The sequence below is a fragment of the Streptomyces sp. Edi2 genome (genome assembly GCF_040253635.1).
GTDB lineage: Bacteria > Actinomycetota > Actinomycetes > Streptomycetales > Streptomycetaceae > Streptomyces.
Window position 1 is genome coordinate 8542149 of the sequence record NZ_JBEJGX010000003.1, and the last position, 12672, is coordinate 8554820.

Consider the following 12672-nt stretch of genomic DNA (forward strand, 5'->3'; position numbering starts at 1 on the left):
ACGGGGTCTCCCTTCGGTCGGCGGCATACGGCAGCGGCATACGGCCTGCGAGACGCGGGCCTGCGGCATACGGCCTGCGGCGTGACGCCGTGGTTGCTTGCCGGCCTCAGCTTGCGGCGCCCTCTGACCCGGTCGCCACGGCCGACGCCGAAAACGGGACGCGGGAACGCTCGTACCCCGTCTGACCTGCGGGAACGGTCCCTGCCTGGAACGCTGTGATGGGACGGGGAGGCAGTAGGGGGACGCCGCCGGAGCCAAGGGGGCGTCCCCCTTTACCGGCGCCCGGCCGCCTCGACAACGACGGCCAGGTCTGCGCCCGCTCGGAGGAGTGCCACGGTGCGTGTGGCGATCTGCTCCACACGCTGCCGCAGGATGCGTTGGGCCTCTCCCTGGCCGTCGAGTTGCCGCAGGGAGTCCATGGCCTCGCGCACGGCGGGAATGCTGTAGCCGGCGCCGCGGAGAGCCGTCACGATGCGCGCTGCCCTGATGGCCGGCAGGCCGTAGCGACGTGCTCGCAGGGACGTCACCCGCTCCGGGGTGACAAGCCCTTCCTGCTCCCAGAACCGCAGGGTCGAGGGGCGTACGCGGAGCGCTTCGGCGAGCTCCGTGATCGTCATCGCGTCGCTCTCCTGCTCACACCCGGTGGCCTCCGCTTCGGCCTGGATCGCCCGCAACGCCCGTTGGGCACGCAGCGCCTCCTCACGTTCCCGAGCGAGCCGGACGTGGACCGCATTGATCGCCGAGGCCGCCTCCGCGGTCGTCTCCGTTCGCAGCCGTGCGAGCATCTGCCGGGCCGCGACCGGCCCCATGGCACCCGCGAGTGCCCGGTAGGCCCGAAGCGCGTGCACATGAAGCGGTGTGTAGGAGCGGTAGCCGTTGCTCGATCGAGCGGCTGCGGGAATGACCCCCAGCCGTTCCAGGTCGCGCACCTGCTGCACCGAGTACCCCGACTGCCTGGCCACGTCGACGGTGCGCAGCAGTACCCGTTGCGCACCGCTCGCCGGCTCGCCCATCGCCCAACCCCACATAAGCACTTGAAGGTGATGCTTGAACCATGAGTATGGAACAGATCATTGAGGCCGTACGGGGCTTCGACGGCGCGCTCGTGGTCATCCCGGAGCTGGGCGGTGACTTCCCGGAATTCACGTGGGGGAGCGCATTTTTCTCTTTCGCCCCCGACGGTCAGCTGCCGCAGAACGGCCAGCCCTACGGCACGATCGTCGCCAGGAACTACCCCGACGACACCGCTTCCGCCCTCGACGCTCCGGGCCGGTGGCGCGTGAACATCCATGTCGACCGAGCGACGTTCCGGGAGCTCACCGGGGAGGAGCCACGCAGCCTCACCCGGCCTCGCGACCACTCAGCCGCCGATTGCGTGATGCCGCACCCGGTGTACGGGGCGCTCGGCTGGCTCGCTGTCGTCAATCCGGGGGAGAGGACCACGGACACGGTGGTGCAGCTGCTGCGCGGTGCTCACGACGCGGCTCGTGCGAGGTTCGCGCGGCGCCGGTCGTAGCTGGGTGTGCCATACCCAGGAACAACCCGTCCTGGATGGTCCTTCCACTGCGGCCCAGACTCCGGAGAGCAGACCCCCGTCACGTTCTCTACGAGGAGGCAACAACATGCCACCGACCACCAAGGTTGTCGCGATCACCGGTGCGAGCAGCGGTATCGGTGAGGCGACCGCACGCCGTCTGGCGGCCGACGAGCACCAGGTCCTTCTCGGTGCGCGCCGCACCGGCCGGCTGGAGCGACTGGTCGAAGAGATCACGAAGGAGGGCGGTACCGCCGCCTTCGTCAAGCTGGATGTCACCGACGCGGCAGACATGCGGGCGTTCATCGATGCGGCGCTGGGCCGGTACGGCCGGATCGACGCCCTCGTGAACAACGCGGGTGTGATGCCCCTCTCCCCGCTGGAAGCGCTCAAGACCGATGAGTGGGACCGCATGATCGACGTGAACGTGCGGGGAGTTCTGCACGGCATCGCCGCCGCCCTGCCCACGATGCGCGCACAGGGCGGCGGGCACTTCGTGACCATCGCCTCCGTCGGCGCGTACGAGGTGTCGCCCACCGCCGCCGTCTACTGCGCCACCAAATTCGCCGTCCGGGCGATTTCCGAAGGGCTGCGCCAGGAGTCGGCAGGCGACATCCGGGTCACCCTCGTCTCCCCCGGCGTGACGGAGTCCGAACTCGCGGACAGCATCTCCGACCCCGCGGCCAGGGAGGCGATGAAGACCTACCGCGCCGTGGCACTGCCCGCATCGGCCATCGCGGAGGCCATCGCCTACGCCCTCGCGCAGCCGCCGCAGGTCGATGTGAACGAGATCGTCGTCCGCCCCACCGCCAGCGCCCAGTGACCCACCCCGAAAGGAAAGGAGCAGGCATGCCACCCACTGCCGCCGACTACGACAGCCTGGTACGAAGACTGCGGGTCCTGGAGGACCAAGAAGCCCTGCGCGCCCTCATGATCCGGGGATGGCGGGCACTCGACCGCAAGGACTGGCAGACCTGGATCGCAGGCTGGGCCGACGACGCGGTGCTGGAGTTCGGGCCGTGGGAGCAGATCCACGGGAAGGACGCGGTCCGGGCGACGGTGGAAGCAGCGGAAGCGCCGTACCCGAGCATGCAGCATCACCTCCTCAACATGCACTTCGACGTAGACGGTGACCGGGCGACCGGCATCGGCTACATGTGGTTCGTCGCCGTCACCGAAGCCGGGAAGACCTCCTCCCCGTATGCGATGGGCGGCCCGTACGACTGGGAATTCAGCCGTGGCCCGAACGGCTGGCTCCTGACGCGTCAGAGGCTCGGTGTCTGGTGGACCCAGGGTGAGGACGCGGTGAAGGCCTTCGAGTAGCGGGGCCCGGGAAGCGGGGAAGCGGGGAAGCGGGGAAGCGGGGAAGCGGGGAAGCGGGGAAGCCGGGGAGCCGGGGAGCAGGGGAAAGCGGGGGAGGCGCGCCGCCCGGCTCGCGGCAACTGCCGCCCCGCCCACGCGAATTGCCGCCCACCGCGCCGAGAACGCTCCCGCCATCCCTGCCCATGACGCGCATCACAGCGGCGGACTGTCACGGTTCGCTGCTGTGAAGTGTCTCGATGGGCAGCCGAAGAGGGGAGCCGCGCGTGAAACCCGGGTACCGACGCAGGGGCGTGGTGGGGGCAGGCCTGGCTGAGGACGCCTTCATCGAGCACCGTCCGCTGCTCTTCACCCTCGCCTACGAGATGCTGGGCAGCGCCACCGACGCCGAGGACGTGCTGCAGGAGAGCTACCTACGGTGGAGCGCGGTCGATCCGGCCCGGGTCGAGCATCCGCGCGCCTACCTGGTCCGGGTGGTGACCCGGCAGGCCCTCAACCACCTGCGCGCGGTCAGGGCGCGGCGTGAGGAGTACATCGGATCGTGGCTGCCCGAGCCGATCCGTACCGCACCTGACGTGAGTGGCGACGCAATCCTGGCCGAGTCGGTGTCGATGGCCATGCTGCTAGTCCTCGAAACGCTGAACCCGACCGAGCGCGCGGTGTTCGTACTGCACGACGTGTTCGGGTACACCCACGGTGAGATCGCCGCCGCGATCGACAAGACCGAGGTCACCGTCCGGCAGATCGCCCACCGCGCTCGCCGGCACGTCCATGCGCGGCGGCGCCGCTTCGCGGCCGACTCCGACGCCACCCGGAAGATCGTCCAGCGATTCCTGCACGCGGCGACGACCGGCGAAGTCCAGACGCTGATGGACCTGCTGGCGCCCGATGCCGTGCAGATCTCTGACGGCGGCGGAAAGGCCGTCGCCGCCCGCCGCCCGGTCACCGGTCGCGCCGACGTCGCCCGGCTCGTCCTCGGGGTGCTCCGCACCACCACCGCGGCGACCCGCATCGAGCACGCCACCTACAACGGCATGCCCGCGGCACGGTTCGTCACCGGCGGTGAACTCGACTGGCTGGTCGCGTTCGAGATCCACGACGGCCGGATCACCGGCCTCTACGGCATCCGCAACCCGGACAAGCTGCACCGCGCCGAGACGGTGCTCCCACTCGACAGAGGAGGTCACCAGCCGTGGAAACCATGACGGTGGAACGTGTCATCGACGCCCCGATCGAGGACGTGTTCGCCTGGCTCACCACGACCACCCACTACACGCGCTCCCCCTTGATCCTGCGCTGCCGCCTGACCCGGCACGGCGAGTCCGCCCCCTACGGAGTCGGCGCAGTGCGCAGTCACCTCTGGCTGATCGGCTGGTTCCGGGAACGCATCACCCGGTACGACCCGCCGTACGCCACCGAGTACGTCGTCGAGCGGAGTTGGCCGCCGTCCCGGCATGACCTCGGACGCATGACGTTCACCGAGATCGACAGCGGGACACAGGTGTGCTGGACCACCCGCGCCGAGATCCCCCTTCCCTTGCTCGGCACCCTCCTCACCCGGCACCTCGCGAGGCCGGTCATCACCCGGACCTTCCGCAACATCCTCGACACCGCCAATGCCGCGTTGACCCCACACCCCCGGGTGCAACCAAGCATGAGGGCCCCGCACGCGCCAACGGATGGGAGCGGGTCAACGGATGGGAGCGGGCCAACGGACGGGGACGGGTCAACGGGCAGGAGCGGGCCAACGGGCGGGAACGAGCCCCGCTGACCGCCTCCGGCGAAACACTGCCCAGGAATGCCCGCGCGCGAATATCAGAGTGCGAACCCCGATATTCGCGCGGGGCCCCTGCTGCCCCCAGGCACACGATTTCTGTGGCTGGGCCGCAATTTCCTTTCCCTGGCGCGGGGGAGGGGCTTCTCGTGGTGCGGATTTCTCGGACCTGAGGCCAGGCCGCGCCAGATCCTTCACACAAGTGGCGCGGCGGCGGCGGTCTTTCGACGGTGAAATCAAGGACCTACTCGTGTATATCGGGCAACCAAGGTGTCGTGGTTGATGAACTCGCCTATGTAAAGGCGTAGTTGAAATTCTCCGGGAGGATGGGGGTCGTGAGGGGGGTAGTGTCAGGCCTTCGAAGTGTGGTGAAAAGCGGGTGTTCCCGCATTCCGGCCGGACCGGGCGGGGCGTCGCACATCATTGGCCGGGGGGTCGGGGAGGCAATTGCTTTGTTACGGTAACCCTGCTCTCGGAAAGGCAGTTCGGTTCACCGGGCGAGCCTGTGGGAGAGGGCGGGTGCCTTTCGGGTGCCCGTTCCCTGCCCTTCCGTATCCCCCCATGGAGAAGATTTAGTTGCACGTGAAATTCTCTTCGTCGAAGCGTGAGTCGCGCGGTTCGCACCGGCGCAGGGCCAGGATGATTCCGCTCGGTATCGTGGCCGCGACCGGCGTTCTCGCCGGATCGCTGGCGGTGTTCAACTCCCAGGACGACGCGAAGGCCAGCGAGGCCTTCCCGCCGGCCTCGCACCCCGGTGCCGCCACGGCGACGCCGGGCGCGCGGCCCTCCGCTCCCGCGGCCACGCCGACCGCCGCCAAGCGGGGCACCAGCAAGGTCGAACGCTACGAGGCGGAAATCAACCGGCTCGTCAACAACGCCCGGAAGCAGCACGGCTGCAAGCCCCTGCATCGCGACCCGCGTCTGGACAAGGCGGCCCGGCTGCACAGCCAGGACATGGCCGCCCACGGCTTCTACGGGCACACCGCCCCCAGCGGCAAGGGGCCCAAGGAACGAATGGAGGCACAGGGCTACGACGACGCCTCCGGGGAGAACATCGACGCCTGGCCAACGACTCCCCAGGACGCGTTCGACGCCTGGATGCACAGCACCGGCCACCGGAACATGCTCCTCGGCTGCAACTCCAAGGCCACCGGCATAGGTGTCGCCCTGGGCGGCAAGCTCCGGGCCTACTGGACCCAGGACTTCGGCTACAAGTAAAACGCCGGCCCGTGGGGCGCCGCCCGTCCGATGACCGCACTGAGCGGCATCCGGTGGGCGGCGCCTTGAGCGCGCCGGGCGGCCGAGGTGTCGACCGAGATGCCGACTGAGGTGCCGGCCCCGGTCCGGGCGTCCCGGCCCCGGTCCGCACGCCCCGAAGTGATCTTCCTGTACGCCGTCCGTCTCCGGCGCGCTCCGTCGGTCTCCGGCCCAGGGAGTGGGGCTCCGGTAGCTACCTCCCGCTCCCCTTTCCCTCCCCCTCCCCATCTTCCGGACCAACCAGTGTTTGCCCCGGACCGGCCGGTGCTTGCCGCTGCTAGCGGATGCGCGCTAGCTTGGAGGGGTGGCGAAGACACAGCTGAACGTCCGTGTGGATGAGGCCACCGCCGAAGCGGCGCGGGAGCGCGCCCTGCAGCGGGGAGTGAGCATGAACCGCTATATCGAGGAGCTCGTCCTCAAGGACGCCGGCGAGGTCGGCCAGACCTTCGTCGAGGCCGCCTCCGACTTCATGAAGCAGTACGAGCGCGTCTTCGCCGAGGAATTCGGCCTGGAACCGGGCGGCGCCGAGGGCGTCGCGACCGCCACCCACCACGAAGGAGTGCCGGGCACCACGTGACGCTGCGCATCGACCTCGCCTGGCTTCTTCTCATCGCCGAACAGCACACCCCCGGAGACCCCCAGGTCACCGACTGGGGTGCCCTGGTGGCCGCCGTCAGCCGCCATGAAGCCGAGATATTCGGTGTGCCCGTCTACACCGAACCCCAGGACCGTGCCGCCTCCCTCCTTCAACTCCTGCTCCAAGTACCGGCGCTGGAGCGCTCGAATGCCATGTTCGCGACCGCCGTCGCCTATGGGTATCTCGTCGCCAGCGGACTGAAGATCACCATCTCTCCCGAGCAGGTCCGCGACCTCGCCCGCCTCGTCAAGGAGGGCACGGCCGACGTCCGCACCATCGCAGACGAACTGCGCACCTGGACGGTGTGAGCGACGGATTCCTGCGCCCTGCCGGCGGGCGGCCGGGGTACCCGCCCAGCCGAGCGCGGCCGTGGGGGCCGCTCAGCCGACCGCGGCCATGGGACCCGCTCCGCCAACTGCCCGCAGCGGGAGCGTCAGCCGGACGTCTGCCGCCGGGCGCGTCAGCCGACCGTCCGACGCCGAGACCGTCAGCCGGCCGCCCGCCTGAGCCAGCCGTCCGCGTAAGCCGCCGTCCGCGTTAAGCCGCCGTCCGCCCCGGGGGTCGTCAGTCGCCCGGCCGCCGCGCAGTGCCCAGCACCGCCGGCGACGTGGGCAGCGTAGGCCCGCGCTCCGGCACCTTCAGCCGGCGCACCCGCAGCACCTCGAAACCGGCCTTCCGGATCTCGCCCAGTGGATCCCGGCCGGTGTGACAGCCGCCCATCAGCAGTGGCCAGACCGTCCGGTCCAGCGACCACTGCACGGCCGCCAGCCCGCGCCCCGCGGCCCGCCCGTGCTCGAAGAACCGCAGCTCACCGCCCGGACGCAGCACCCGCCGCAGCTCCGCCAAGGCCCGCTGCACCTCGCGGACGGAACACAGCACCAACGAGGCCACCGCCGTATCGAATGCCTCGCTCTTGACCGGCAGCGCCTCCGCCACTCCGGGCACCAGATCCACCGGCACCTCCGCACGCGCCGCCGCCGACCTGGCCACTTCCCGCAGTGTGGCCTCCGGTTCGATCGCCACCACTTCCGAGACGGTGCCCGGATAGTGCGCAAAGTTCAGCCCGCTCCCCGCGCCGACCTCGATGACCCGGCCGGTGGCGCCCGTCAGCAACTCCTTCCGGAGCGTGGCCACCCCCGCCCGCGCGTCCGCGGCAGGACCGCAGCAGCTCGCGTAGAAGCGGGCGAACACCGGGTGATGGACGCTGCCTTGCGGAACCCGGGGAGCCCGGGAAACTCGTGGAACTTGCGGAATTCTCCTGCGCTGCCCCATGACGGACCCTTTCGCCGACGATGCCCGCTCCCGCAGTCAGTCTCCCCACTGCGCGGATCGGAAGCCGCAAGGAGCGGCCTCGGTCGGAGTCCGGAAATTTGTACGGGCCGGCCCCGGAGCGGAGGGCGCCCCGGGAGTGACGAATTCCCCTCCGGAGGCCCGCCGCCCTCACGAGGGAATACGGAACGTACCCGATCCGCCGAGCACCGGCGCCAGCCAGTCCGGGGCCGCGGCGCGGAAGTCCCGCGGCGAGAGTCCGCCGGAGCCCTCCGGGATCAGGCCGAGGAGCGGTGCGCCCGCGGCGTCGGGGAGGTCCGCCAGATTGCAGCGGGATGCCAGGTCGGGCTCGGCCGGCCAGCTGCCGACGACGACGCCCGGGGAGTCGAGCCCGTACGAGCGGAGCGCCAGCGCGGTCAGCGCGGTGGCATTGAGGGTGCCCAGGCCCGCCTGGGCGACGACCAGCACGGGGGCGTCCACCAGCCGCGCGGCGTCGGCGAGCGTATGCCCGTCGGCGTCGAAGCGGACGAGCAGCCCGCCCGCGCCCTCGACCAGGACCAGGTCGTGCGAGGCGTCCAGTTTGGCGGCGGCCTCGGCGATGTCCTGGGGGAGCACCGGCGGCAGACCGGCCCGCAGCGCGGCCGTCGAGGGCGCCAACGGGTCGGGGAAGCGGGCGAGTTCGGCGGTGGTGACCGGACCGGCCAGCCGCTCGACCTCCGCCGCATCGCCGCTCTCGTGCGCCGTGACACCGGTCTGGGCCGGCTTGAGTACGGCCACCGAACGTCCCCGGGCGAGCGCCGCCGCGGCGATCGCGGCCGTGGTCACGGTTTTGCCGATCTCCGTGCCCGTGCCCGTCACGAACAGCACCGACATGGTCTGCCTCCGACTCTGCGCGGCGACCCCGCGCGGGGATGGTGCGAATGGTTCCTGGTGGCCGGCTGGTGTGTGACCGGCTGACCGCTCCGGCCGGCCACCGCAGCCGGTGCGTACCGTCAGCCCTCGCGAGCCGCCGCGCACACCGCCGCACAGATGCGGGCCACATCCTCGTCACCGGTGATGTACGGCGGCATGGTGTAGATCAGATCCCGGAACGGGCGCAGCCATACGCCCTCCCGGACCGCCGCCCGGGTCGTGGCCGCCATGTCCACCTCGTGGTCGAGCTGGACGACACCGATCGCGCCGAGTACGCGTACCTCGCGCACCCCGGCGATGCCCGCGGCCGGTGCCAGACCGTCCCGCAGCCCGGTCTCGATCCGCTTGACCTCCTGCTCCCAGTCCTGGGACAGCAGCAGTCCGATCGAGGCGTCGGCGACGGCGGCGGCGAGCGGATTGCCCATGAAGGTGGGGCCGTGCGCCAGCACCGGCAGCGCGCCGCGGGAGATGCCGTCGGCGACGGCCGTGGTGCACAGCGTCGCCGCCAGGGTCAGATAACCGCCGGTCAGCGCCTTGCCGAGACACATCACATCGGGTGCGACCCCCGCGTGGTCGGCGGCGAAGAGCGCGCCCGTACGGCCGAAGCCGGTGGCGATCTCGTCGAAGACCAGCAGCACGCCGTGCTCGTCGCAGGCCTCGCGCAGCACCCGCAGATACCCGGGGGAGTGGAACGACATTCCGCCCGCCCCCTGCACCACGGGCTCCACGATCACCGCCGCCAGCTCCTCGGCGTGCCGGCCGATCAGCTCCCGCAGATGTGCCGCATACGCCTCGTCGGGCGCGGCATCGAAGCCGGCCGGCGGCGCGTCCGCGAAGATCTGCCGCGGCAGCACCCCCTGCCACAGCTCATGCATACCGCCGTCCGGATCGCAGACCGACATCGGCTGCCAGGTGTCGCCGTGATAGCCGCCCCGCCAGGTCAGCAGCCGCTGTTTACGCGGCTTGCCGAGCGAGCGCCAGTACTGCAGGCACATCTTGACGGCGACCTCGACCGACACCGAGCCGGAGTCGGCGAGAAAGACGTGCTGCAGTGGCTCCGGAGTGATGTCGACCAGCCGCTTCGCCAGCCGCACGGCGGGCTCATGGGTGAGCCCGCCGAACATCACATGGCTCATCCGCTCCAGCTGGCCCCGCGCGGCGTCGTTGAGCACCGGGTGGTTGTAGCCGTGCACCGCCGACCACCAGGAGGACATCCCGTCCACCAACTCGTCCCGGCCCTCGACCGGTTCGGCCAGCCGGAGCCGGACGCCGGATGCCGACTCGACCAGCAGCGGTGCGGCCTTGCCGGGCATCGGCCCGTAGGGATGCCACACATGCTGCCGGTCGAGCGCGAGCAGTGCGCCGGGGGTGAGTGGCTCAGGCATTGGGCGGAAGGTCGGTACCGGCGCCGCGGCGGCGCACCGAGACCAGGTCGCGCCGGGCCTCGTCGGACGGTGCCGGGACGGTGGCGGCCGGGGCTGCGGCGTCCTCGGTGGCCACCGAGGCACCGGTGTCGTCGGCGGTGTCCTCGGCGGTGGCCCCGGCGGTGGCCCCGGTGGGCGCTGCGCCGCCGCACGGCCTGCGGTGCTCGGGCAGCGTCGTGGTGTCGGAGCCCTCCACCTCGAACCCGGCGTCCTCGATCATCGCGAGGTCGTCCTTGCCGGCCTGCCCCTCGCTGGTCAGGTAGTCGCCCAGGAAGATGGAGTTGACCAGGTGCAGGGCCAGCGGCTGCATGCTGCGCAGATGCACCTCACGGCCGCCGGCCAGCCGTACCTCGATGTCGGGGCAGACGAACCGCACCATCGCCAGGATGCGCAGCGCCCGCTGCGGGGTGAGGTTCCATTCCTTGGCGAGCGGGGTGCCCTCGAAGGGGATCAGGAAGTTCACCGGGACGGAGTCCGGGTCCAGCTCGCGCAGCGCGAAGACCACATCGACGAGGTCGGCGTCGCTCTCGCCCATACCGGCGATCAGCCCCGAACAGGCGGACATGCCGGCCGCTTGGGCCTGCTGAACGGTGGACACCCGGTCCGAGAAGTCGTGGGTGGTGCAGATGTCGCCGTACGTGGCTTCCGAGGTGTTGAGGTTGTGGTTGTACGCATCGGCGCCCGCTTCGCGCAGCCGCCCCGCCTGGCCGTCGGAGAGCAGGCCGAGGCAGGCGCACACCTCCACGCCCTCGTTCTGCTCCTTGATGGCGGAGATCGTCTCCGAGACGCGGTCCACGTCCTTGTCCGTCGGGCCGCGGCCACTGGCCACCAGACAGACCCGCTTGGCGCCACCGGCCACCCCGGCCGCTGCCGCCTTGGAGGCGTCGTCCGGCTTGAGCCAGGTGTACTTGAGGATCTCCGCCTTCGACCCCAGCCGCTGCGAACAGTACGAGCAGTCCTCGGGGCACAGACCCGACTTGAGGTTGACGAGATAGTTGAGTTTGACCCGCCGCCCGAACCACTGGCGGCGCACCTTTCCGGCCGCGGCCACGACATCGAGCAGTTCGTCATCGGTGGTGGCCAATACGGCCATCGCCTCTTCGCGGGTCGGCAATTCGCGCCGCAGTCCCTTGTCCACCAGTGTGTTCAGCAGGTCCATGGGCTTGATCCTGGCCTACGTCACCGCCCCCGGCCAAGGAGGATTCCCACAAGGAGCTGCGATCGAGGTGTGTGTATCGCCACACCGTGGGCCTGCGGAACGACCGCTAACGTCTATCGACAGCCCACAATCGAGGCCGAGAGACGAAGGACGCCGATGCCGCAGGACTCCGCCCCGCCGCTGCTGTGCGACACCTCCCCGGCGAGGCCCGCCGATCCTGGTGCCGAGCCGGCCCGCCCGGCGTACGACGCGGCCTTCGACTGGCTGGATGTGGCCAGTGCGGAGCGCCGTCACGCGGGGCTGGTACGCACCTTGCGCCCCCGCCCGGCCGACTCCCCGCTGCTCGATCTGGCCGGCAACGACTATCTCGGGCTCGCCCGGCACCCCGAGGTCACCCGCGGCGCTGCCGAGGCCGCGCACCACTGGGGCGCCGGCGCGACCGGCTCCCGGCTGGTCACCGGCAGCACCGAGCTGCATGCCCGGCTGGAGACGGAACTCGCGGCGTTCTGCGGCTTCGAGGCCGCTTTGGTGCTGTCCTCCGGTTATGCCGCAAATCTCGCCGCGGTGACCGCGCTCACCGCTCCCGGCGCGCTGATCGTCTCCGACGCCGGCAACCACGCGTCCCTCATCGACGGCTGCCGGCTCTCCCGGGCCCGTACCCAAGTGGCCCCGCACGCCGATCCGCAGGCCGTACGCGCCGCGCTGACCGGCCACGACGGCCGGGCGCTCGTCGTGACCGACTCGGTGTTCTCGGTCGACGGGGACGCCGCGCCGCTCCCCGCGCTGGCCGAGGCCTGCCGGACAGGGGGCGCCGGACTTCTCGTCGACGACGCCCACGGACTGGGGGTGCTGGGCGCAGGGGGCCGGGGCGCGCCGTGGGCGGCCGGTCTCGCCGGTGACGGGGATGTGGTGACCACCGTGACGCTCTCCAAGTCGCTCGGCTCCCAGGGCGGTGTGGTGCTCGGCCCGGCCCGCGTCATCGAGCATCTGGTCAACACCGCCCGGTCGTTCATCTTCGACACCGGTCTCGCCCCGGCGGCGGCCGGCGGCGCCCTCGCCGCGCTCCGGCTGCTGCGCCGCGAACCCCAGCGCGCCACCCGGGCCCTCGCGGTCGCCCAGGGGCTGTACGACCGGCTCACCGCGGCGGGCCTGACGGCGGTGCGCCCGGACGCGGCAGTGATCTCCGTCCGCGCCCCGTCGCCGGAATCAGCGCTCCGCTGGGCCGCCGACTGCCGCACGGCCGGACTCGCGGTCGGCTGCTTCCGTCCGCCGTCCGTCCCCGACGGAATCTCCCGGCTCCGGCTCACCGCCCGCGCGGACCTGACGGACGACCAACTCGACACGGCCGTCGACACGATCGTGTCCACGGCGCCGACGGCCTGAAGC

Annotated in this window: 13 protein-coding genes and 1 pseudogene; 9 read left to right on the forward strand and 5 right to left on the reverse strand. The window is 71.0% G+C overall.

Annotated features, from left to right (window positions below; genetic code table 11):
• Positions 1-272 precede the first annotated feature (272 nt).
• On the reverse strand, positions 273-1013 hold the full coding sequence (locus tag ABR737_RS40795) for a MerR family transcriptional regulator (protein WP_350256194.1): 741 nt from the start codon (positions 1011-1013) through the stop codon (positions 273-275).
• 47 nt (positions 1014-1060) lie between these two features.
• Here ABR737_RS40795 and ABR737_RS40800 point away from each other — a divergent pair, with 47 nt between their 5' ends.
• The 8 genes and pseudogenes from ABR737_RS40800 (at position 1061) to ABR737_RS40835 (ending at position 6830) form a co-directional block, all read left to right on the forward strand.
• On the forward strand, positions 1061-1516 hold the full coding sequence (locus tag ABR737_RS40800; protein ID WP_350257117.1) for a DUF6194 family protein: 456 nt from the start codon (positions 1061-1063) through the stop codon (positions 1514-1516).
• Positions 1517-1622: 106 nt separating this feature from the next.
• Complete coding sequence (locus ABR737_RS40805; protein ID WP_350256195.1) at positions 1623-2357, forward strand: SDR family oxidoreductase; 735 nt, start codon at positions 1623-1625, stop codon at positions 2355-2357.
• 26 nt (positions 2358-2383) lie between these two features.
• Positions 2384-2857, forward strand: coding sequence for a nuclear transport factor 2 family protein (locus ABR737_RS40810; RefSeq protein WP_350256196.1), 474 nt, complete (start codon positions 2384-2386; stop codon positions 2855-2857).
• 362 nt (positions 2858-3219) lie between these two features.
• Positions 3220-4059, forward strand: coding sequence for an RNA polymerase sigma factor SigJ (gene sigJ, locus ABR737_RS40815; RefSeq protein WP_350257118.1), 840 nt, complete (start codon positions 3220-3222; stop codon positions 4057-4059).
• Positions 4047-4487, forward strand: a pseudogene (locus ABR737_RS40820) (SRPBCC family protein); the annotation flags it as partial. The gene sigJ and the pseudogene ABR737_RS40820, both read left to right, overlap by 13 nt.
• 798 nt (positions 4488-5285) lie before the next feature.
• A complete protein-coding gene (locus ABR737_RS40825) occupies positions 5286-5846 on the forward strand; it encodes a CAP domain-containing protein (RefSeq protein ID WP_350256197.1) in 561 nt (186 codons plus the stop codon).
• Positions 5847-6189: 343 nt separating this feature from the next.
• Positions 6190-6462: a toxin-antitoxin system HicB family antitoxin gene (locus ABR737_RS40830; RefSeq protein ID WP_350256198.1), complete on the forward strand. Its 273-nt coding sequence runs from the start codon at positions 6190-6192 to the stop codon at positions 6460-6462.
• On the forward strand, positions 6459-6830 hold the full coding sequence (locus tag ABR737_RS40835) for a fic family toxin-antitoxin system, toxin component (protein ID WP_328381855.1): 372 nt from the start codon (positions 6459-6461) through the stop codon (positions 6828-6830). Before ABR737_RS40830 ends, ABR737_RS40835 begins: the two co-directional genes overlap by 4 nt.
• Before the next feature lie 256 nt (positions 6831-7086).
• Here ABR737_RS40835 and ABR737_RS40840 read toward each other — a convergent pair whose 3' ends face one another.
• From ABR737_RS40840 to bioB, 4 genes are all read right to left on the reverse strand, one after another.
• Entirely contained in the window at positions 7087-7794 is a 708-nt protein-coding gene (locus tag ABR737_RS40840) for a class I SAM-dependent methyltransferase (protein WP_350256199.1), read from the reverse strand.
• A 168-nt stretch (positions 7795-7962) separates the two neighbouring features.
• Complete coding sequence (gene bioD, locus ABR737_RS40845) at positions 7963-8808, reverse strand: dethiobiotin synthase (RefSeq protein WP_502964452.1); 846 nt, start codon at positions 8806-8808, stop codon at positions 7963-7965.
• Complete coding sequence (locus ABR737_RS40850) at positions 8784-10088, reverse strand: adenosylmethionine--8-amino-7-oxononanoate transaminase (RefSeq protein WP_350256201.1); 1305 nt, start codon at positions 10086-10088, stop codon at positions 8784-8786. Before ABR737_RS40850 ends, bioD begins: the two co-directional genes overlap by 25 nt.
• Positions 10081-11286: a biotin synthase BioB gene (gene bioB, locus ABR737_RS40855; protein ID WP_350256202.1), complete on the reverse strand. Its 1206-nt coding sequence runs from the start codon at positions 11284-11286 to the stop codon at positions 10081-10083. The genes ABR737_RS40850 and bioB overlap by 8 nt, the downstream gene beginning before the upstream one ends.
• 156 nt (positions 11287-11442) lie before the next feature.
• Here bioB and ABR737_RS40860 point away from each other — a divergent pair, with 156 nt between their 5' ends.
• Positions 11443-12669 carry an 8-amino-7-oxononanoate synthase gene (locus ABR737_RS40860; RefSeq protein WP_350256203.1) on the forward strand — a complete coding sequence of 409 codons (1227 nt, stop codon included), beginning with the start codon at positions 11443-11445 and terminating at the stop codon, positions 12667-12669.
• Positions 12670-12672 lie beyond the last annotated feature (3 nt).